General features: G+C 38.0%; 19 protein-coding genes. 1 reads left to right on the forward strand and 18 read right to left on the reverse strand.

The window, feature by feature from the left end; translation table 11 throughout:
- Positions 1 to 313: 313 nt before the first annotated feature.
- Entirely contained in the window at positions 314 to 1,189 is an 876-nt protein-coding gene (locus N7E81_RS04780; RefSeq protein WP_263052143.1) for a TolB-like translocation protein, read from the reverse strand.
- Between the two features lie 3 nt (positions 1,190 to 1,192).
- The gene (locus N7E81_RS04785) at positions 1,193 to 1,981 is read right to left on the reverse strand and encodes a hypothetical protein (protein ID WP_263052144.1); all 789 of its coding nucleotides are present in this window, start codon (positions 1,979 to 1,981) and stop codon (positions 1,193 to 1,195) included.
- 511 nt (positions 1,982 to 2,492) lie between these two features.
- Here N7E81_RS04785 and N7E81_RS04790 point away from each other — a divergent pair.
- Complete coding sequence (locus tag N7E81_RS04790) at positions 2,493 to 3,605, forward strand: TRAP transporter substrate-binding protein (protein WP_263052145.1); 1,113 nt, start codon at positions 2,493 to 2,495, stop codon at positions 3,603 to 3,605.
- 49 nt (positions 3,606 to 3,654) lie between these two features.
- Here N7E81_RS04790 and N7E81_RS04795 read toward each other — a convergent pair whose 3' ends face one another.
- The 16 genes from N7E81_RS04795 to N7E81_RS04870 all read right to left on the reverse strand — a co-directional run bounded on the left by N7E81_RS04795 (position 3,655) and on the right by N7E81_RS04870 (position 22,774).
- Entirely contained in the window at positions 3,655 to 3,981 is a 327-nt protein-coding gene (locus N7E81_RS04795) for a TfoX/Sxy family protein (RefSeq protein WP_263052146.1), read from the reverse strand.
- Positions 3,982 to 3,992: 11 nt separating this feature from the next.
- Entirely contained in the window at positions 3,993 to 4,436 is a 444-nt protein-coding gene (locus N7E81_RS04800) for a GNAT family N-acetyltransferase (protein WP_263052147.1), read from the reverse strand.
- Entirely contained in the window at positions 4,411 to 5,652 is a 1,242-nt protein-coding gene (locus tag N7E81_RS04805; RefSeq protein ID WP_263052148.1) for an MFS transporter, read from the reverse strand. The genes N7E81_RS04800 and N7E81_RS04805 overlap by 26 nt, the downstream gene beginning before the upstream one ends.
- 217 nt (positions 5,653 to 5,869) lie before the next feature.
- Positions 5,870 to 6,295 carry a MaoC family dehydratase gene (locus N7E81_RS04810; protein WP_263052149.1) on the reverse strand — a complete coding sequence of 142 codons (426 nt, stop codon included), beginning with the start codon at positions 6,293 to 6,295 and terminating at the stop codon, positions 5,870 to 5,872.
- Positions 6,288 to 6,743: a hypothetical protein gene (locus N7E81_RS04815; RefSeq protein WP_263052150.1), complete on the reverse strand. Its 456-nt coding sequence runs from the start codon at positions 6,741 to 6,743 to the stop codon at positions 6,288 to 6,290. Before N7E81_RS04815 ends, N7E81_RS04810 begins: the two co-directional genes overlap by 8 nt.
- 277 nt (positions 6,744 to 7,020) lie before the next feature.
- Positions 7,021 to 7,542: a HEAT repeat domain-containing protein gene (locus N7E81_RS04820; protein WP_263052151.1), complete on the reverse strand. Its 522-nt coding sequence runs from the start codon at positions 7,540 to 7,542 to the stop codon at positions 7,021 to 7,023.
- Between the two features lie 117 nt (positions 7,543 to 7,659).
- Positions 7,660 to 8,835 carry an acetyl-CoA C-acyltransferase gene (locus N7E81_RS04825; RefSeq protein ID WP_263052152.1) on the reverse strand — a complete coding sequence of 392 codons (1,176 nt, stop codon included), beginning with the start codon at positions 8,833 to 8,835 and terminating at the stop codon, positions 7,660 to 7,662.
- Between the two features lie 40 nt (positions 8,836 to 8,875).
- Positions 8,876 to 11,278: a 3-hydroxyacyl-CoA dehydrogenase/enoyl-CoA hydratase family protein gene (locus tag N7E81_RS04830; RefSeq protein ID WP_263052153.1), complete on the reverse strand. Its 2,403-nt coding sequence runs from the start codon at positions 11,276 to 11,278 to the stop codon at positions 8,876 to 8,878.
- The gene (locus tag N7E81_RS04835; protein WP_263052154.1) at positions 11,271 to 11,735 is read right to left on the reverse strand and encodes a MarR family winged helix-turn-helix transcriptional regulator; all 465 of its coding nucleotides are present in this window, start codon (positions 11,733 to 11,735) and stop codon (positions 11,271 to 11,273) included. Before N7E81_RS04835 ends, N7E81_RS04830 begins: the two co-directional genes overlap by 8 nt.
- Positions 11,736 to 11,879: 144 nt before the next feature.
- On the reverse strand, positions 11,880 to 13,688 hold the full coding sequence (locus N7E81_RS04840) for a tetratricopeptide repeat protein (RefSeq protein ID WP_263052155.1): 1,809 nt from the start codon (positions 13,686 to 13,688) through the stop codon (positions 11,880 to 11,882).
- A 382-nt stretch (positions 13,689 to 14,070) separates the two neighbouring features.
- Complete coding sequence (locus N7E81_RS04845) at positions 14,071 to 15,792, reverse strand: Ig-like domain-containing protein (RefSeq protein WP_263052156.1); 1,722 nt, start codon at positions 15,790 to 15,792, stop codon at positions 14,071 to 14,073.
- Positions 15,789 to 16,571 carry a class I SAM-dependent methyltransferase gene (locus N7E81_RS04850; RefSeq protein ID WP_263052157.1) on the reverse strand — a complete coding sequence of 261 codons (783 nt, stop codon included), beginning with the start codon at positions 16,569 to 16,571 and terminating at the stop codon, positions 15,789 to 15,791. The genes N7E81_RS04845 and N7E81_RS04850 overlap by 4 nt, the downstream gene beginning before the upstream one ends.
- A gap of 106 nt (positions 16,572 to 16,677) precedes the next feature.
- Positions 16,678 to 18,540: a tRNA uridine-5-carboxymethylaminomethyl(34) synthesis enzyme MnmG gene (gene mnmG / locus N7E81_RS04855; RefSeq protein ID WP_263052158.1), complete on the reverse strand. Its 1,863-nt coding sequence runs from the start codon at positions 18,538 to 18,540 to the stop codon at positions 16,678 to 16,680.
- Positions 18,541 to 18,620: 80 nt separating this feature from the next.
- A complete protein-coding gene (gene ybeY, locus N7E81_RS04860; protein WP_263052159.1) occupies positions 18,621 to 19,052 on the reverse strand; it encodes an rRNA maturation RNase YbeY in 432 nt (143 codons plus the stop codon).
- Positions 19,052 to 19,453, reverse strand: a complete 402-nt coding sequence (locus tag N7E81_RS04865; protein WP_263052160.1) for an ATP-binding protein — start codon at positions 19,451 to 19,453, stop codon at positions 19,052 to 19,054. Before N7E81_RS04865 ends, ybeY begins: the two co-directional genes overlap by 1 nt.
- A 33-nt stretch (positions 19,454 to 19,486) precedes the next feature.
- On the reverse strand, positions 19,487 to 22,774 hold the full coding sequence (locus N7E81_RS04870) for a DUF4175 family protein (RefSeq protein ID WP_263052161.1): 3,288 nt from the start codon (positions 22,772 to 22,774) through the stop codon (positions 19,487 to 19,489).
- Between the last annotated feature and the right edge of the window lie 6 nt (positions 22,775 to 22,780).

The raw sequence follows: 22,780 nt of genomic DNA on the forward strand, positions 1-22,780 counted from the left end.
AATTGTTGCAAAAATATTTTACCTGTTATATTTTCTAAAGATACTCATAGGTCTTTTTGTTATTGGCCTTTCAAAAGAATTTCCTTTGTCTCATTACTTGAAAAACTTTTGGATACTTGCAGAATATACTCAGTTGCAAGGTTTTCGGCTTTTTGCCAAATGCATCTTCTTTGGCCAAAATCACTTGAGACGTGTTCTTGATTCAGCGTTATAATATTGACATTAGATTTTACCTGCAATGTGAGACTTTTTTGCGATTGTGCGTGCGAAAAACAAACTGAACTAAATAAGAAAAGAATGGGTATTATATTTTTCATTTTATCTTGATAAGGTCAGTTTTAGTAATAAATTCTCCTGTTTTGGAATTTTTAAATTTCAAATATCCTAAGCTGAATTTATGCGGTGAATTCGATAGTTTATATAAACCTCCATCAGTTTCATCGAGAATCAAGATATCCTTCTCATATTGGGAGGAATAGACAATTTTTAAAGTGCTATCTGAAAAAACTAAACCTCGAACAGTAACTTTTTTAAGCTCAAAATAGACATTGTTATTTGCCAAATCCATAATCTTAATACCACTTTCTATATCATTTCCAGAATGAGCCATACGCTCTCCATAGCAATAGGCAAGATATTTCCCGTTGGAAGTAATTGTGGGTTCAAAAGCATCGCTTGGAATGTTTTCGAATCGATTCGCAATGTTGCCTTCAGCGTCCAAAACATATATGGTGGAGACGCGATCCTGATCAGATGGATCGCCTTCTGAACCGTACAAAAACATGTTGTATGAAACTACAGCCCTTTGCCCACTTTGGCTTACAAAAGCATGGCTCCTCGCTTCCAAATTTTCGCTGCTATTATTTTCTCCATGGCTGGTGTTGTTACTGACTCTTCTAAGCTGGTTAAACTGGGATCTGCTAGCTTTGTAGAGGCTACTTCCATCTTTGGCTATACCTTTTTCTTGGTAGTTGAGTTTATTATAAGGATTATTCTCCTGTATATTAAACTCCTTTCGTGTAGCTGTCGTCCGAGCATTGGTCCCGTCAGAATCTCCAAAAATGATACTTTCGATTTGTCCCCCTAGTGCTGGGTCGTCGAATTTTTTGAGTGTGATCTGTCCATAACTGCTCTCACAAATCAAGGATAGGATCATCACTATCCATAGGTTTAGTTTTGCTATTTTCATTATCTATCGATTTTCAATTTTGTTGATTCGGTTTTCTAGTTGGGTGTTTTGAGCTTTCATCTCAATCAAGTGCAGCGTCAATTCCTCTATTTTCTTGAGCAAGAGCATATTCATTTCTCCTATATTTATACCATTGGCTTCTATGTCTTTGGCAGATGGAATTTCGGGAAGGTGATGGTGATTGGATATATATTCTTTAGTCTCTTGAAGAGTTTTGAGTTCATAATCGGGAGCAAACACATAATCCGGCACACTTATATTTGCAGACACTTTAACTTCTGTTGCTCGTATTTGTCCATTCACGGCTAGTTTGGATTTAGGGTCTGCTGTTCCTATTCCTACATTGCCTTCTGATGTAATTCTTAATGTCTCCACAGCAGTTGTTGTTCCCAATTTAGTAGTTTGAAATCTGATAAAAGTTCCTTGCGCATTATCATTCCAATTTTCAGCAGCTCCTCCGTCGATTCGGGCTCTAGTACCAGTACTCCAATCGTTCGTGGAGAAGCCTGTAAGCTTTATACTTCCAAGCAAATCATTTTTTAAAATTGCAGAAGGGGCGTTTGTAGTTCCGCGAGCCTTTCGTAAACTTAAAGTTATAGCCAGATGATCATTAGAGTAATGAGTGGCAAGAAGTCCTCTGTTAAAATCCGCTATGTTTTCTCCTGAAATTTCCAAAAGCTGAGATGGTGAAGAAGTCCCTATTCCTACATTGCCATTGTTATAATAAAGTATTTCCAGTGGATACGGGGTCATTAGGCTGCCATTGAGCTGTTGCTGAAGTTGAAATGACAAAAAGCAATAAAATTGTGATCTTAATTTTCATGATAGGTTTGATTTTGATAAAAATTTAATAGAACCAAAACCGAAAAATCATAAAAAGGCAGAAGTGCAAATGCTCTTCGCAGAAGGGAGGTTGGTTGGTTCATGTTTTGTTTTAAAAAATTACTGCTTAAATAAATTTCGACATGAGAATGCCAAAATGTTATTAAGTAATATTCTCAAAATTGCTATCGTAATTTTAATCTAAATAATTTACTTTTTTATAACCATCACATTTTCCTCAGGAATAAAACGCATTGAGCGCAATAGTAATCTGAGGTCTATTACTCCGTTTCCACTAAAAATTTAATTAATAATCAATCGCTGCCATTACTACTTATAGTAAAACCCTCCTACTCCACCCCGTGCTCTTGTAGAAAAAAGTAGTGACTGCACATCTCGGATGAAAACCGAAAATTTTCCTAATTTGTGTTCGAAACAAAACACACGTCTAGCACGACAAATCTTAGCATCGCCTCCCACTATGTCACACGAAGGAAGAAGAAAATTTATAAAAGCCAGTGGTATTACGCTGGCTGGCGGAGCAGCAGGTCTGCTGGCCTCTTGTGCCGATCCCAAAAAACATGAATCGGTCAATATCAATTTCAACAATACCTACCATTGGAAAATGGTGACGACCTGGCCGCCGAATTTTCCCGTATTGGGTGGTGGGTGCAAGCTACTGGCCAAATGGGTGGACGAGATGAGCGGTGGCCGACTCAAAATCGACGTCTATGGCGGTGGTGAGCTCATCCCTTCGCTGGAGTGCTTCGATGCCGTGAGCCATGGTGCGGTGGAAATGGCCAGCGGATCTGGCTACTACTGGGCTGGCAAAATCCCTGCGGCTCAGTTTTTTTCGTCGGTGCCTTTTGGTATGAACGCCCAGCAGATGAATGCGTGGATCATCAATGGCGGCGCCAACCAGCTTTGGGACGAAATCTATGAGCCGTTTGACCTCATCCCATTGCCGGGTGGCAATACTGGCGTGCAGGCTGGCGGCTGGTACAACAAAGAGATCCACACCATCGAGGATTATAAAGGTCTAAAAATCCGAATGCCCGGCCTCGGGGGCAAAATCATAAACAAGGCTGGCGGTACCGCAGTGCTGGTGGCTGGTGGCGAATTGTTTTCCAACTTGGAGCGCGGCGTGATCGACGCCACGGAGTGGATCGGCCCGTACCACGATTATCTCATGGGATTTCATCGGGTGGCCAAACACTACTACTACCCGGGCTGGCATGAACCGGGTACAGTCTTGGAGATGATTATGAACAAGACCAAATTTAACGAGCTACCAAAAGACCTGCAGGAGATTTTGAAGTCGGCGATCTACCGATTGAATCAATGGATGCTGCTGGAGTTTGAACAAAAAAACTCGGTCTATCTACAGAAGATGAAAGACGAGCAGGTAGACATTCGCCCTTTCTCGAAAGAGGTACTAGATCCGCTAAAAAAAATAGCCAAAGAGGTGGTACTAGAAGCCGTAGAGTCTGATGCGCAGAGTAAAAAAGTTTACGAGCACTATGCTAAGTTTAGCAAACAGATCAGTGCCTGGTCAGACATCAGTGAGAAGTATTATTACAAAAATGTACTGTAGCAAATAGGGGTCTAGGCCTTAATGAGCTCACCTGACACTATTCAGTTCATCAAAGTTTGGAATCGGCGTGCTCGATGCCCAGATTGACCCAGTGCGCCAAGTCGGCCTCTGACTCAAAACCATCGGCAGATACGAAGACAAATTCTTTCATGGGGCGCTTGGTGAAATCCATGGGTCGGACGGCCGGTTTTTTCAATTCTTCTTGCTCTTTGGATGCAATCACTCGCACACACAAGTCGTCTTTGACAATGCCTACACTCATTTTGCCTTTGTAGAGATAGCACAAGCCGCCAAACATTTTCTTCTCGGTGATGCTTTCGCCGAAAGGCGCCAAATGCTGCCTGAGTCGCGCGGCTAGTTCTTCGTTGTAGGCCATGTTTTTAGGGTTTAGTTTAAAATGGAAAGACTCATATCCACATGTGGGATACCGTCTTCGAGATAGATGTCCGATGTTTTCTCAAATCCAAAGGTGGCATAGAAGGGAGAAAGGTGCTCTTGCGCCTGCAAATAAATACTTTCTGCTTTTCCTTCTTTTTTGATCTCAACTATCGCAGCTTGGATCAGCGCGCGGCTCAGTCCTTGCCCTCTAAAAGCAGGCGGGGTCACGACTCGACCCACGGCGGCGTCTGTGGGCAAACGGTAATAGACCCGTAGATAGCTGACGATTTCATTTTGCTGACAAATAAAAAAATGTGTGGCTTCTTGATCCTTTTGATCAATCTCAGGATAAGGGCAGTTTTGCTCCACCACGAAGGCGTCTACTCGAATTTTTAGAATCGTGTATAGTTCATCAAGCGTAAGCTGTCTAAATTTTTTGATCTGTATTTTCATATCCTGCTTTTTCTACCTTCAATCTATATCTCAAATAATAGCACAACAAAAGGCCAACTGCCGAAGCAAGAAATACCAATGTCCACGTAAAATTATATCCAAATTGCTCGGTAAGCTGCATGCCGAGATTGGGGCCGATGATATGAGCGGCTGAAAAAGCAATGGGAAACAAAGCCATATATTCTCCAGCCTTTCCCCTCTTGGATCGCTCCATGGCAAATGAATTAGCAAAAGGAAAAATCAACATTTCTCCTAAGGTGATAAATACCATACTAATAATCAATATTCCTACCCAGCTAGAAAAATTGAATACCCAAAAACCCAAACCAAGAAACAAAGTACCTATCCATAGAACTGTTGTCTTTGAAATTTTTTGGTTTTCTAACCAATTGATTAATGGCATTTCAAAAAGAAAAATAATCATCCCATTCATAGCAATGAGCCATCCTATCTGAGATTCGGTAAGTAAGTGGATAGTTTTATAATACAACGGAACAGTAGCAAAAAGCTGAAGAAACATCACTCCTGTGATAAATACTACCATCAAAAAAACCAAATATGGTACATCCGTATAAGCCGATGTATTCTTGGTCGTCGATGCATCAACTGATAAAGTCGCGGTTTGGTTTTTTTCATGAATGAGCAAATACAATAAAATAGCTGCTATCATACAAGTGACACCGTCTATCCAAAAAAGCACACCATAAGTCATCATGGCAATGATGGCTCCGCCAATTGCTGGGCCAAATGAAAAACCCAGATTAATAGCTAAACGAATCAGGGTGACTGACCGTGTAGCATTTTCTGGCTTACTATGTGTTCGGATAGACACATACATGGCTGGTCTAAACATATCGGCTACCAACATCAGTACAAATATACCAGTAGTCAAATACCAAAATTCGCTCAGATACTGCACCACAATGAAAATAACACCTGAACCAATCAAACTGACTAGCATTACTTTGTAATATCCAATATGATCGGTGAGTTTGCCCCCAAGCCACGAACCTAAAATAGATCCTGTGCCGAAGGCCGTCATGACCCAACCGACTTCGGATAAAGTATAACCCAAACTCGCCGTTAGGTATAGCGATAAAAAAGGCACCACCATGGTGCCAGCTCTATTGATAAATGTAATAAGTGCCAATAACCATATTTCTTTGGACAGGCCTTGGTAGGATTGAAGATAGGCGTTGAATGATCTTTTTATCATCTTTTTGCTTTGATTATGTCTGATAGATAGTGGCTGACTACAGCTACTGCATCAATTGGGTTTATCATCGACTTTTTATGGAAACACTACTATTTCTAGTATAGTACTCCAAGGGTGGTGGTGTCGACAAAACTGGTTACGACAAAAAGAAGAGAAAGGATGTTTCAGAAGTATGAATAAAAATACTACTACAAATCAATATTTGTAATAGCTCTCGCTAAGGAATTCTCTCAAGGTTTTTCACCTCAGCTTCGCCATCTAACACGATCCTATTTCGACCTGTTTCGGTTTCGAAATATTGGGTGCTAATCACCGCAATGTGCTTACCTTCCCGAATTTCGGTTATTTCAAATTTAGCTACGTATCTTTTTTCGGGATAAATAGCTCTTTTGAATTCTAATTTTTGACCCAGATAAAAAGTGCCTGGCCCTGGAAATTCCATACCCAAGATTTTGGATATGACAGCCGAAGTAAAAATACCGTGTACGATGGGCGATTTAAAATTGGTAGTAGCCGCAAACTCGGCATCAATGTGCAAGGGATTTTTGTCACCAGACAATTCTGCGAAGGCATTGACTTGCTCTTGCGTAATAACAAACTCCGTTTCGTAAGTATCTCCTACTTTTAGCATTTTTTCAATCATTAACTTTCACTTGTACTGCATCGTAGAAATCATTGGCATGACCATCTCCATCCCAATCCATTTTGGCTTTATAGGTGACTCGGTCATTTTTCACGTCAAACTGATATACCGTTTCGGCACCATCGATCACTATGACGAGCGAATCGTTTCTCACAAGCCACTTCCCTACTTGTTCTTTAATTATTTCTTCTTGCAAGTTAGAGTACTGGGCAGTAAAAGTATGGTCTTCATGAAATTCGGATAAGATCGGTTTCATTTTTAAAACCTTTTCCCACTCACCTTCCTTGGCCTGTAGTACAGAATCTTGTTTTTCTAATCGCTTCATCGTGACCAATAGAGACACGTTTGTCCATTTGCCAATCAATTCGCTTTCTCTCAGTGATCCGTCTTTTTTTGCAGAGCAAGAGACCAAACCAAATACCAATAGTGCAATGAGTACATTTTTCATTCAATAAAATTAGGCATAAAATCTAGATTGAAGAATGGGTCTAGGGGTTAGATATAAAAAAAGCAGATGATCGCCCGTGATCATCTGCCAGTCATTTGTTGGATTAGTATGCTTGTAGTCTAATGAAAAAGCCCACTGAGCTTTAAAAATAACCATAAACCAAAGAAGTTGGAAATAATGAATCTTATATTTTAACCATTCAGAATAGTATTCTGTTTTTAATTATAATTAAAAATATAATTCTATAAAAAGATCATTTAATGAAATAATTCATTTTTTACTCTTCCTTTAAATAGGCCTCTAAGTCTTCTAACATCTCATTTACTTCTATTTTTCTAAGATCATAAAGTTCATCTTGTTTCACATTGTTACTATAATGCTCCCAGTGCTTTTTGGCTTTTCGAATAACACGAGGAGTAATGTCAAATTCTTTGTGATCTAATAAATCTTTGGCTTGCGTCGAAACTTTAAAACTACCGTTCAGAAAATGCTTAAAAATCTCAACGTATTTGCTACTCAAATCAAAATCTTCGAGCATCATAAACAAATCTCCAGCGATAACCGAATTTTCTTTGTTTTGGATGGCCTCTAGCAATGGAGCCAAACCCGCTTCATTATTTTTTATTTTACCTAATGTTCGTGCAGCCAAAAATTTTGAATCTGAGTTTTCATGACTAAGCAGTTTGATCATTTCTTCTACCACTTCTTCCGTTCCTATTCGTGCCAGAGTATCGGACACTTCATATGCCTTGCTATCCAATTCCCCTGATATTTGAGCAACTAATTCTGTAACTGCCATATGACTTGTTTTTTTAATTCGTAAAATTAGAACATTGTCTACTAAGACTGGCTATAAAAAAAGGCCCCTATCGTTGGGGCCTTAATCACGCATTAGCGTTTTCTCATAATAAAAGTGTTACTTTAAGAATTCGTAGATTCCAGCTACGCCTTGGCCACCACCTACACAAGCTGTCACCATTCCATATTTTTGTTTTCTTCTTCGCATCTCGTTGATCAACTGTACAGACAGCTTCGCTCCTGAGCATCCTAGCGGATGACCTAAGGCTATAGCGCCCCCATTCGGGTTGATCTTCTCCGGATCTAGTCCTGCCTCCTTTATTACGGCCAAAGATTGTGTCGCGAAGGCTTCATTGAGTTCGAATTGGTCTATGTCATTCAATTTTAAACCTGCAAGTTTCAATGCTTTCGGAATAGCTGCTACAGGTCCGATGCCCATAATTCTAGGATTCACACCTGCTGCAGTATAAGTCACCATTCGGGCTACTGGCTCCAGATTCAGTTCTTTGACCATCGCTTCGGACATAACCATCACGAAAGCTGCGCCATCAGAAGTTTGAGATGAGTTGCCCGCCGTCACTACACCGCCCATTTTGAAAGCTGGTTTTAATCTTGCCAATCCTTCCATAGATGTTCCTGCCCTTGGTCCTTCATCGGTATCTACTACATATTCGCGTTCCGCTTTTTTGCCAGCTTCGTTTACATAAGTTTCCTTTACTGTGATTGGCACGATCTCGTCCTTGAATTTTCCTTCCTTCAAAGCCGCCAAGGCTTTGTCGTGAGATTTTACAGAAAATTCATCCGCTTCTTCTCTCGTGATGCCATAATCCGACGCAATTTCTTCTGCTGTCAAACCCATACCCAAATAATACTCAGGCGTTTTTTCAGCGATTTTCCAATTGAGGGCAGTTTTGTAGCCGAGCATCGGGACAAGCGACATGGATTCTGTACCACCAGCAATGATGCAGTTGGCCATGCCAGCTTTGATTCGAGCTGCTGCAATAGCGATCGTTTCCAAACCTGAACCACAGTATCTATTGACAGTCACACCCGGTACTTCGATCGGCAACGAGAGTAATGAAATCATTCTTCCCATTTGCATACCTTGTTCTGCTTCGGGAATGGCATTGCCTACAATGAGATCATCTATTCTTTTTGGATCAAGTGCTGGTACATCTGCTACCAAGTGCTTGATCACATCAGCTGCCAAATCATCTGGGCGAGTAAATCTGAATCCGCCTTTTTTTGATTTGCCAATTGCTGTTCTATATCCGTTTACTATATATGCTTCCATTTTTGTAGTTTCTTAATATTAAAATTTTAGAATAGAAAAATTAGTTCCTTAGCGGTTTGCCTTTAAACAAAATGCTATGGATTCGTTCCAAAGTTTTTGGTTCGCCCGTCAAACTCAAGAACGCTTCTCGTTCTAAATCCAAAAGATACTGTTCTGAAACTAACGTCGGTGCGGAGAGGTCTCCTCCGTTCATTACCCAAGAAATTTTCTTGGCGATTTTCATATCATGATCCGAAATATAATTTCCGTATCTCATACCAGCCACACCAGCTTCGAACATCGCCAGTCCAGATTTTCCCTGAACTTTGATGTCTGTTCGCTGCGCTGGTTGTGTATATCCTGCTTCCGCTAGTTCGATGGCCTTATTTTTTGCGTCAGCCAAAAGCCTTGCTCTATTCAAAGTAAAATCATCTGACTTTCTGATGAAACCTAAATCTCTGGCTTCGTGTGCTGAAGTAGCCACTTTAGCTGTAGCGATCGTCATAAAGTTTTCTTGCAACACATTGAGTTCAGGATCTCCTACTTTATAAGCATCTGAAGTTCTCAATGTCATTTCTTTGGTACCACCACCACCAGGGATAAGACCAACACCAACTTCTACCAAACCCATATAAGTTTCGGTATGTGCCTGAATATGATCAGAGTGTAAAGACAATTCACATCCACCACCTAGAGCCATACCTGAAGTAGCTACTACCACTGGGATTGATGAATATCTGGCACGCATCATCGTATTTTGAAAATGACCAATCATCATGTTGATTTCGTCGTAATCCTGATCGCCAGCATACATAAATAGCATGGCCAAATTGGCTCCTGCCGAAAAATTTTGTCCTTCATTACCGATGACCAATCCCCTATAGCTTTCTTCGGCTTTCGAAATTGAGGCATTAATGCCTTCGATGATTTCGGCACCCATAGCGTTCATTTTGGTATGGTATTCCAAATTGAGAATACCGTCACCAATGTCGTAAAGCGTACATCCAGGATTCTGATATACAATGTTATTTTGTTTGAACGCATCTAGAATGATAAGCCCTTCCGTACCTGAAATGACTTTGTATGATTTCGATGGAATGTCGTAGTACATCTTTTTGCCATTTTCGAATTTGTAAAAATTCTCATGACCTGCAGCGATCATTTCACCTACCCACTCGGCTGGTTTCATACCTGCCGCTTCCATTTTGGCGGCTGTCTCTTTTACTCCGAGTACATCCCAGGTAGCAAACGGACCAATCTCCCATGCAAAACCTGCTGCTACGGCATTGTCTATGCGGTAGATCTCATCTGCAATTTCTGGAATTCTGAGCGAACAGTATTTGAACATATCATAGAACGTAGTTCTATAAAATTCTCCTGCCTTACCATCTGAGTTTACCAAAATCGGTAATCGCTCTTTTACATTTTCAATGTCTTTGACCTGACCTATGACATCAAAATGTCCTTTGGTTCGAGGGCCATATTCAAAGGTTTTTAGATTGAGTTCAAGGATATCCTTCTTGCCGTTTTCATCGACCGTCTTTTTGAAATAACCCTGCTTGGTTTTATCTCCCCACCATTTTCTGTCGTAAAGTTCCTGTACTATTTTGGGTAATTTGAATGCCTCTCTAGATTCATCATTTGGCAATCCTTGATACAGACCATTGGCTACATTGACAGTAGTATCTAGTCCGACCACATCCATGGTTCGGAAAGTTGCCGATTTGGCTCGTCCGATGATAGGACCGGTAAGTTTGTCTACCTCACCAACGGTGAGGCCGATTTTTTCTACGGCGTGCATACCCGACATGATTGCATAGATACCTATTCGATTGGCTATAAATGCTGGTGTGTCTTTACACAAGACTGTTTCTTTTCCTAAAAACAGATCTCCATAGTTCATCAAAAAGTCTATCACTTCTTGATCCGTTTCCTTGGTAGGAATAATTTCCAACAATCTCAAATATCTTGGAGGGTTGAAAAAGTGCGTCCCACAAAAATGCTTTCTAAAATCTTCGCTTCGGCCTTCAGCCATAAAGTGAATAGGAATACCTGAAGTATTGGATGTGATGAGTGTTCCTTGTTTTCTATATTTTTCGACTTGTTCGAAAACTAGTTTTTTAATTTCTAGTTTTTCGACTACTACTTCCATAATCCAATCGTATTCTGAAATTTTTGACATATCATCGTCAAAATTCCCTAACGTTACGAGTGAAGCACTTTTTTTATCATAAAGTGCGGCAGGTTTGGCTGTAAGTGTATTTTGAAAAGCTGTGTTCACAATTCTATTGCGGACAACTTTATCTTCGAGGGTGAGGCCTTTGGCCTGTTCCGCTTCGTCCAACTCTCGGGGTACAATATCCAATAACAATACTTGTACGCCGATGTTTGCAAAATGACAAGCAATTCTAGATCCCATAATACCGGATCCAAGAATAGCTACTTTTTTGATCGCTCTATTCATTTTCGATTAACTGTATTTTTTGGTCAAGATTTTTGTTTTCTTCTATCACGTTGTCGATAGCAGTCATTACTTCGAAGAAGGCCTCCAATTTTTTTGGGGAGACTGATTCTCTTACTTTATCATTGAAAAATATGACTGCTTTTCGAGAAAATTCTCTTTGTTTTTTACCTGCTTCAGTAAGGTAGATTCTAACCGATCGTTTGTCTTCGGTATCTCTCTCTCTGTAGATAAGCCCTGTTTCTTCCATGTTTTTCAACATTCGGGTGAGACTACGAGATTCCATACCTAACAAGGGTGCAATTTTAGTAGCAGGTGTACCTTCGTCTTGATCGATATTCAACAATACAAATCCTGATGAAGCCGTAATACCCTTCATCGATCCGCCTTGGTTATACATTCTAGATATCGCGTGCCACACTACTTTGATGTGATAATCGACCGTTTCTTCTTTACGCATACCCTACTTGTTTAATATCCCTTTATCAATGTAATCAAAGATATATAAAATATGTTATGCATGCATACTATTGTAAAATTCTATTTCGTGTATAGAATAATGAGGAAGAAAAATATGATGGAAGCAATTGCCTCAAAAAACAAATCAATTGATATGATCACCTCGCAATTGGCGAAAGCGTTTTCTGGCCTCTGCTACATAGACACTGCCAGGATATGTAATAAGAAAATTTTGGTAAATCTCCATCGCCTTGGTGTAATCATATAAATGCTTTTCATAAATCTCGGCAGATAAGAACATGGCATCGTCCCCCAAAATATCCGTAGGATATCCAGATAATATGGCTTGCAATTCTAAAAGTGCATTTTCAAAATTTCCCAATTCCAGATTTATTTTGGCCATTTTCCAATAGATCTCATCGGTAAGAGTGTGCCCTGGGTATCTTTTTAACATATTAGAAAAAGCACTCAGTGCGCTATCCTTTTTGTTTTGGAAGAGCATAAGTTCGATAGAAGCAAATTCTTTCATTACAAAATCTGATGAATCCAAAACGGTATTGTCTTGAATAAGCAAACTCAATGACATAGCATCATTGGCGATTTCACGTGTGGTTGCCATTTTCAAAATATCCAAGTGACTCTTGGCCAATTCGAAATTACCTTGAAAATAATTGAGCTGGGCATTTTTGAGTTTGGCTTCGTAACCAATCGGGCTGTCTTTATTATCTTTTTCCACTTGTGAATAGAGTAATGTGGCTTCCCAAGGATCTTCTGTAAGCAAATAAATGTCACCTAGATTGAGCTTACTTTTCGCTTTTAATTCAGGATTGATCCGCGGAGCGGCGATTATTTCATTTAAGATGTTGATAGCAGAATCAAGTTCGTCGAGATAAAATGCATGAAGGAGTGCCTTGCTTCTATAGGCTTCTATGGTTTGAGCGTTTACTCCGATATCTAAAATCAATTGTTTGTAGTCATAGGTAAGTTCGCGAATGGCTTGAATCTCGACTGGAAAATCGTTTTTGACTTTTTCTTCACGAGCTTTTATGATTTGTCTTCTGGAGATAATGTAATTTCCAGTATTTGGATATGCCTTGGATACATAACTATATATTTCTATGGCATCGTCGTAGGCTTTATTTTCCAGTGCTATGTTTCCGATTTGCATCACACGGTTTCCAAAGGTTTTGTTCTTTTTATCCACAGCCCGGGCTTGGATATAAGCACTCATAAAATCATTTTGCTGAAGGCTGACCCAGATAAGTAGTTCTGGATAAATATTTTCGTTGGGGTGCTTTTGAACTTTATCTATAAGGATGTCTTTGAAATTTTGAATGTCTTCTTCTTTTTGTAATAAGTTTTGAAGAATGTTTTTCACATAGGTGAGATTATTGGGTCGTAAACTAGCAAAGAGCAAATATTCATCGATCATTTCTGAACGTTGATTGAGCAAACGATAAGTGTTGGCTAGTTCTAAAGCATAACTGGTTTTGTCTTTTTCGTTTTTTCTGGCCGATTGATAAGCCTGTAGTGCATAAGTGGTGAGTTGCTTACTAATAAAATACTGGGCAGCTGTTCGTATGAGGTATTTATTTTCTTTAGCTTTTTCTATAGTTTCAATAAATATTTTATCGGCCTTATCGATTTGCCCCATTTCTTGATAAAGAATCCCTTCGTCTATTTGATAATAAACATTAGTTGGATAATATTTCAGTGCTTTTTTGAGATACTTTTCAGCTGATTTATAATCAGCTGCAGCTATTAATATACTGAAGTAGTTATTATGAACCTGTTGGATATATTGTGGATTACTAGAAAGCTTTTCATAAATATCTCGAGCTTTTTCTGTTTCGCCATTGATATAATATTCATTAGCTAGTTGTACCTGATCGGAATTTTGAGCCGCAACTAGGGTCGGAAGTATTATTATACATAGATAAAAAAGTCTCTTCATTTTTCAGTTGTCCACACTTTGACCAAAACCTTAAAATAAAAATATAGATTAAAGAAATTATTATTCTTTATTAAGGCTGGGGATATGTGTATAAGTTTTTTTAAAATTTTGTTTTGTTATTGATTGGTGTATTACTCTGATATAACTACATCTTATTCACATCATAAGTTATTGATTTTTAGTTTACTATTGACTTATCAACACTTCCTTTTCTTTTTGTGAATTACTTATTTACATCTACGTCTGGTTGGGAAAATTGTTGATAGTTGATGACTTCTCTGGAGTTATCCTTTTCGATTGTTGAGTTGGTGGGTAATCTTAGAATTGTTCGCATGAGTTCACTGGTTATTCCACTTTGATAGACATCTTATCCACACTGTTTTTAGAATGAAATCTCGATGTTTTCCAGTTCCCAGTTAGCTCGTACGTCAAATATTTCTGTGTAGAAATAAACGTCTTCTGGTGTTTCATTTTTGAGTATGTTTCCATAAGACCATTGGCCATCTTCATTGTTGTCTATCATTACTCTGAAGGTGTATTTTCCTGGCTTCACATAAGGGAATTCAAAGGTTTTTGAATCTTTTACTTCGGATATGATATCATATTTGCTATTTACTAGTTGTAAGGTGAATGATTTATAATCTGTGTTGATAAATCCACTTACAGATCCTAATTGGTCTAGTGTTTTGAATTGATACTTATGCTTGACTGCTTCTGTACTATCTCCTTCTATACTGATGAAGGTTCCTTTTGGAAAAGTGAGTGAAATGGCTTGAGGATTGACTTGTGTGAAATAGGCATATTTAGCTTGTGATATGGAGTCTGTAAGTGTAGTGTCCCCATATATTTTGAGAAGCGTATCTATTTCAGTTGTGAGGTAGTCTTTGTCTATGAGAGTTTCGAATCTAAGTTCTGTTCTGTTTTGATTCCAGAGTATGGTACTATCTGCTATGACTTGTGTTTGTAATGTGTCATAGTGGATCAGTATACTATCCTTGTAGAAGGTTTCTATAGGTTTATCGAAGGTATAGTTATATTGGATCAATGGATCTATATAGGCTCCGTTTGTAGGTTTGAAACTGGCTGAGAACTTTTCAGGTTTTCTAGAGGTTTCTGTGAATTTGATATAGGTTGTATCAATTCGTTGGTTGAACATACTGTCGGTGGTGCTAAGTAATATACCAAGGCTGTCTACATCGTATTCGAATGTTTCACGTGGATAAAATCTGATGATCTGGTTTCCTTTTATTTTGTTGTTGGGTGGAATAGGTAGTTCGTTGAGTGAATCTAGTTTTGATATTTGATAATTTATGATCGATTTGTTGTATTGCGTATCAAAATATCTACCTGTCAATTTTGCTCTTACAAATTTGAATTCTGAAGCATTGATGAGTTGCGTGTGTATTCTTACAGAATCTTGTGATGTGGTAAGATCCAATGAATCTGCTAGGAAACCATGTGCTTCTTTATCTGGATTGAATATCAGATTTTTGTTTTCGTCTTTGAATGTTAAAATTTTATAGAATCCATTCTTAATGTTTTCGATTAAGAATTGTCCTTGCTCATTGGTTTTTGTAAAGTATCTGGGTTTGTCTTTGAGTAAGTCTATGGAATCTGTGATCTGATATAAACCTACTACAAAGTCTTTTTGATTTTCATTGTTATACAGATTAGTGATTTTTCCATTGACATAAATGGAATCTATGTAATGACCTGTAGAAAAAGCAAAGCTTAGATTGATAGCAGGGTTCTTTTCAGTGACATCTACTACGCCATCTGAGAAGTTGAGTGTGTAAGTAGTACTGTCCATAAACTTCTCATCGAAAGTAATAGTCAATTCGTTTTTTTTGACTTTGAGATTAAACTTATTTTCGATGTGTGGTGTGATGAGCAATTGACTTTTAAGCTTGTCAGCATTTACTCTTTCATTAAATACGTATTTGAATTCTTGGCCTTTGAAATTGATAGATTTGTTGGCAGGAGTGGATTCGATAAGTAGTGGTGGAATGGTATCACGAGGACCTCCAGTAGGTGTACCTTGGTTGGCACATGAGTATATATATACAGAAAGTAGAATTAGGAATATGGGGAATAGAGACTTCATGCTTTTTTGAATATATATATAAGACTAGAATAATTATTATTGTTGTTTTTAGCCCAAGTATTTGATTTCCAGCCGTTTATTATTGATTTTATGTAATTTATCTTTCCAAATTTATGTTTTTCACTGAGCATACTTACATAGTATGCATCTAATGTCATTGGCAAGACTTCTTCTAGCTTGAACTGGTTATATTTCATCAGTTCTTTGATAGTCAGTTGATTGAAGTGATATAAATGTCTTGGTACGTCGTAGGCTGCCCAGTACTGTTTGTAGATTTGTTGATCTAGAGATTCGTGATTGGGAACAGCTATAACTAATCTACCTTTCTTAGATAAATGTTTTCTGAGGCTTTGAATGGTTTCATTGAGATCATGTACATGTTCTAAAACATGCCAGAGTGTGATAACTCCAAATTTCTTTTCGGGTAGGTCTTCTAATGATCCTACTACATTTAGATGATGATCTCTTATGGCTATTGTCCTGGCCATTTCATCGGGCTCTACTCCTATTGTTTTCCAGTCTTTATGCTGTTGTACATAGTTTAATAAATGACCTGTACCACAGCCATAATCTAGTATAGATTTTTTAGGTGCTAATCTATTGATCAATTTGAATTTTTTTCTAAGTGTATAATTGCGTGCTAGCTTATATACTTTATTGATCAGGTTATTAGCTTGGTTGGTATGTGATATATAATCTTCGGACTGATAGTATGATCCAATAGAAGATTTGTTTGGTCGGGGTGATGTCAGGAGCAAGCCACAATTGCTACATTTCATAATTGCGAAACTCTCTTTTGAAACAGAGTGGTCGTCGCATATCATATGATTGGTAAACTCTTTTGAATTGCAAGAAGGACAGGGTTCTACTTTTTCGTACATAAATTTATCTAGCCATATAGACCATCAATACTGAAATATCTGCTGGATTGACTCCACTGATTCGGGAGGCTTGTCCTAGATTAGTTGGTTTAATATTAGAGAGTTTTTCTTTGGCTTCTGCAGACAGTGCTGGAATTCCTCGATAGTTGAAATCGTCTGGAATCTTCTTGTTGTCTAGGTTGCCCATCTGATCAGCTAGACTTTTTTCTTTTTCAATATAGGTTTCATACTTTACTAAAATGGATGCCTGTTCTAATATTTCAGGGGATAGATCTTTTGTGATTTTGATCGCATCTGAATGAAAGGTTACAATTTCTTGAATATCTAATTCTGGTCTACGCAAGAAGTTAATCAGTGGTGTTTTTTCTTTGATTGTTGCTGAATTTATTTCAGATAGTTTACCATTGATTTCTTCTGGTTTTACCTTGATCTTTCCGAGCTGTTTGATGAGATGATTGGTCTCATCTATTTTTTGATTCACTTTATCTAATCGATCCTGTGAGGCCAGTCCCAGCTCATGTCCTATTGCTGTAAGTCGTACGTCGGCATTGTCTTGTCTGAGTAGGATTCTAAACTCTGCACGCGAAGTAAACATGCGATAAGGTTCGTCAGTTCCTTTGTTAATTAGGTCATCGATTAATACGCCGATGTAGGCTTCTGATCTTCCGAGTATAAAAGGATCTTTTTCATGGACTTTATTGTGCGCATTGATACCTGCCATAAGACCCTGACTAGCGGCTTCTTCATAACCAGTCGTGCCATTGATCTGTCCTGCGAAGTATAGATTGTCGATCAATTTAGTTTCTAAAGTAGATTCTAATTGTGTAGGAGGAAAGTAATCGTACTCAATGGCATATCCAGGTCTAAACATTTTCACATTTTCAAATCCTGGTATTTTAGTGATGGCTTTATATTGTACGTCTTCGGGTAGGCTGGTTGAAAATCCGTTAACATATATTTCTACAGTATCCCAGCCTTCTGGCTCTACAAATATTTGATGTCTTTCGCGTTCTGCAAATCGATTGATTTTATCTTCTATAGATGGACAGTATCTTGGCCCTAGTCCTTTGATCCGACCAGTAAACATAGGTGACTTTTCGAATCCTGTTTTCAATATCTCATGTACATCAGCATTGGTGTAAGTGATGTGACAAGGTCTTTGATTGGCCAAGGGTTTGGTATCTGTAAATGAAAATTTACCAGGTATTTCGTCACCAGGTTGTTCTTCCATTACCTTCCAATTGAGTGACCTTCCATCTACTCTTGGTGGAGTACCTGTCTTCATTCGTCCGGCTTCGAATCCAAGTTCAACAAGTTGTTCGGTTATTCCTGTGGCTGCTTTTTCTCCTGTTCTACCGCCACCAAATCGTTTTTCTCCAATATGAATAATGCCATTGAGAAAAGTACCATTAGTGAGTACTACAGATTTACCCATGATTTCGATACCCATACTAGTCTTCACACCTACTACCCTGTTGTTTTTGATCACTAATCCCGAGACCATTTCTTGCCAGAAATCTACATTAGGTGTTTTTTCTAGTGCGAGTCGCCATTCTTCCGCAAATCTCATTCTGTCGTTTTGCGTCCTTGGACTCCACATAGCTGGACCTTTAGACTTGTTGAGCATTCGAAATTGGATCATTGATTTATCGGAGATGATTCCTGAGTATCCTCCAAGTGCATCTATTTCTCGAACGATCTGTCCTTTGGCTACACCTCCCATGGCAGGGTTGCACGACATTTGTGCTATGGTGTTCATATTCATGGTAACAAGCATTACTTTGGATCCCATGTTGGCTGCTGCTGCTGCTGCTTCGCAACCAGCATGTCCTGCGCCTACTACTATTACATCATATTGTGGAAACATGAATTATCTACTTATGTTCCACGTGAAACAGTTGTAAAAACTGGAACGAAGTGTTCCACGTGAAACGTTGTGAAATTTTCTTAAATCTGAAATTGAGGCAAAGATAAATAAGCATTCTCTTTTTCTGTCATCTCCTCTTGTTCGTCATCGGTCTTGTCATTGTATCCTACAAGGTGTAGTACTCCGTGAATGATTACTCTTCGAAGTTCGGTCTCGAAAGCTATACCTTGGTCTTGTGCATAATCTGATATTCTATCTATACTGATAAAAATGTCGCCTTCTATCACGCTTTCTTCTTCGGAGTTATCGAATGTAATGACATCAGTGTAGTAATCATGTTGTAGGTAATCCACGTTGATTTGGAGTAAATACTCATCAGAGCAGAAAATATAATTGAGTTCTGAAAGCTCGTGATTTTCTGTAGTGATGGTGTGGATGATCCAAGAAGAAATGATTTCCTTATGAGAGAGCTCAAAGTCTGTATCTTCACTAAAGAAATTGATTTGATTCATTAGGATAAGTAAAAGCTTAGTTCTACTCTTTTTCCATTTTCTGCAAATGACACTTCATCACAGAGGTTTTTCATTAGGAAGATTCCTCTACCCCCTGGTTTCTCTAGATTTTCTGGTGCAGTAGGATCTGGCAAATCATCATAATTGAACCCATTTCCTTCGTCTTCAATGATGAATTTGACCTGATGTTCTTCGAGGCTCAATGACAAATGTACGTTCTTAGATTTGTCTGATTGATTGCCGTGTACAATGGCGTTGTTGACAGACTCGGTCACGGCGATCATGATATTGCCATATATGTCGTCAGTGAAATTGTACTGTTCTTTGGCATTGTCTATGAAGCTTTCTATGATCCGTATGTTTTCTGAAAGCGACGGAATCTGAATTTTAATGGCGTCCATTATCTTTATTAATCAATTGTGGTCACAAATATATTATTGTTCGTTCAACCTGCGGAAGTATTTATTTACTTCTTCCTTATAATAGGGATTCATCTTAGGAGGAACGGTATTTAAGAGTTCAAGTTCTTTTTGTTTGGCTTTTATATATTCTTCGAAAGCTGGAGGCAAAGCCCTTTCATAATTATTAGCCTGTTCCGCTTCTCTTTCATGATCTAGCTCACGTTCTCTGAGGGCATTTTCAGCCTTTAGCATTCGGGTCAAAATATCTTTTTGTCTATTGATAGTTTCTTGTGTGATGCGCTTATTTACTAAGTCTTGTTCTGTTTTTTCCATTTTTTCTATTGCTTCTTTTAGATTTTTTCCTGTACCCTCTCCTTCTTTTTCTTCTAGTTGATCTTGGAGATTCTGAAGTTCGTTTCGAAGCATCTCTTGTTCTGCTGCTAGTTCTGCTAATTCTTTGGACAATGGACGGCCAGACTTCCCGCTCTTTTTAAGATCCTCTATTTTTTTATTTAACTGCTGTTGTAGTTCGGATAGTCCAGACATGTTTTTCTTTTTGCCCTTTTGTCCTTTTTGAGGTTTGCCCATGGCGTCTGCCATTTGTTGTTGCATTTGCTGTAATACATCGTCTAGCAGCAGGGCTAGGTTGTTTATAGCACTCATGGCGTATTGTTGATGTGTAGTGGCTTCTGACATGCGTCTGTCTTTGAGGCCTTGAAGACTGGCCTCTATTTCATCATTCATGGCTCCTACTTCTCGGGTAATGAAACTTTGTATTTGAAAAACTCTATTGGCTAGGGACAGCAGGCTATCTTCTATAATCACGGCATCGTCTTTTAGTTTTAGTTGTTCTTGTGATAGGGTCACAAAACGAGGATCACTTTGGTTTACTCCTTTAAATGCCGTCATGATGCGTTCTTGATCGAAGGATATTTTTACTAAGTTGTCGATTATATCTCTGAGATGGTCTAAGTTCTCTTGCATCATCATCATTTCCATGCTGGCTTGCATGTCAGACATTTTGTTTTTCATTTGGTTGATATTGTCTGCTGCTTTCTTTTGAGACTCTGAGGACTTCTTTCGTTTGTTATCTTGGAGTTGTTTTTGACTCTCTTGTTGTTCTTTTTTGATATTGGATTCTTCTTCGCTGAGGTCTTCAAGATTTTCTGGTTGTTTCATCTCTTGGTTGAGTTCATCCAGTTGTTCCATTTGCTTTTCTATGTCTTCAAAATCTTTATTCAGTTCTTCTTGCTGTTCTTTTAGTGATTGTGTGTCGTTTTTTTTGTCGAGTGTCTCTTCAGATAATTTTTCTTGTTCTTTTTCTAGTTTATCTAAGTCATTGATTATTTCATCCATTTTATAGTCAAATTGGAGTCTTTTAAACATTTCGATCGCTCGCTCTATTTCTTTCTGCAGGTTTTCTTCTTTCTTTTCAATTTGATCCATGACTTCTTCTATATCATCAGACCCTTTTTGTTCTTCTAGTAGCTTTTTAAGTTCTTTATAGAGTTGTTTGGTTTCTTCGTCTAGGATTTCATCCATGAGTTTCTGTAGTTGAGCTACTTTTTGTTGTAGTTTCTCATTGGGTTGGTTGAAGCGCTCTTGTTTCTTCGCTAGATCCTTATTTTGTTGTGAAATTTTTTCAATGGCATTTTCCAGCTTTTCTTTTTGTTTGATCAGGTCGTTGACTTTTTTATTTTCTTGCCAATTCAGGTTTTCCTTGCTTTTCAGGTCATTTTGAATGTCTTTGATTTGATCATTAAGGTCTTGAGCTTCTTCTAGCGATTTGTCGAGTTCTTTTTTAGCACCTATAGCTTGTTTATCAATTTTTTCTTTGATTTCATTTTTTTCAGGAAGTTTGAAATTGTAGGTTGCTGTTTGTGATGGTTTTTTTCCATTTATTCCATCATTGTCCCATACACGAATAAAATATTCAATATTCTCTCCTTCTTTGAGGTCTAGTGAGTCTAGATTCCATTGATAGTAGTAATCTTGTGAAGTGAGTTGCTTATTGAATGGAATGGAGTGGATAGTACGTGTATCATTTTTGGTATAGACAAATTCTAATTTAGAAATACCGTAATCATCGCTTACCAATCCGTTAAAGATGATAAAAGCATAAAGAGTGGTGTCCTGATAAGTGTCTATAGCTATTTTTGGAAACTCATCTTTGATGACATCTATTTGATAGGCTATCGAATCTTTATTTCTGCTGTTTTCATTTTCTAAATGTAGTTGATATGAGTCGCTTTTTTTGATGGTTTTTTTAACTTCAAATAATTGATTACCAATACTTTCTAATTGTACTTTAGCTCTTTCAGACACAAATTGAATTTGTATTTTTTGAGTTTCTACTGTTTGAACAGTCCATGTTACTAGAGTGCCTTCTGGTATGATTAGGTTTCCTACATTTTCTAGTTTTTCGTCTTTTTTGCCTGTGTAATCGGGATAGTTCAAATCTATGTTGAATGCTTTAATGTCTGGTCGTTGTAGAACTTCAACTTCAATTTTTGCGGATTCATAATCAGCTGCTTCTATTTTGAAATGAAAATGATCTTGAACTTTAGTGAAAGTATATTCAAAATGGCCATTGGTTATGTTTTTCATTTTGGCTTTTCGGCCTCTAGCGTCCACATAGATTTGGTCTGGAATAGCGGAGCCAATTACCTCTACTTCTAATACAAAATCTTCATTTTTAAAAGCTATAAATTCTTTGTTGACTGGAATGATTTGAAATAACCTAGATGGCTCAAACTCTTTGTCATAGTTTACAATTCTATTGGTGCTTTCTGTGAGGTATTGTGGAACTAGAAAAAAAAGTAGCACTAAGATGAGACTTGGGTAAGCGGCATACTTTAGATATTTTTTATTGGTTTTGAAGTCAATGCTTGTCGTAAACTCAAAGGGAGAAATCTCAAGAGAGCGTTTTTCTATACTAGCGAGGATCAAACTGTTGTTTTCATCAGAAATACGACTTAACTGAATGGTATTCAGCAATTTATCTTTTATTTCTGGGAAAAATTGACCAATGAGTTTAGCTGCTTCTTCATCCGTTATTTGGCTACTTGCCCGAATAATATTCAAATATGGCTTGATAATCAATTTGAATAATATGATTAATAACAAAACAATAGATGAAAAGAAAAGTATAGTTCTACCTAAAGTATTCAAGGAAAACGAACTTTCTAAACCAGTGATAATAAGATAAATGGAAAGTACTAAGGCAATAAATATGATGACATTTTTGATCAGAATATTAGTATAATACTTCTTTTTGAAAGCATTTAGCTTCTTTTTCAATATGTCTTGTGTACTTGTCAAATCAAT

Origin of the sequence: Reichenbachiella carrageenanivorans, from assembly GCF_025639805.1 — a bacterium.
Taxonomy (GTDB): domain Bacteria; phylum Bacteroidota; class Bacteroidia; order Cytophagales; family Cyclobacteriaceae; genus Reichenbachiella; species Reichenbachiella carrageenanivorans.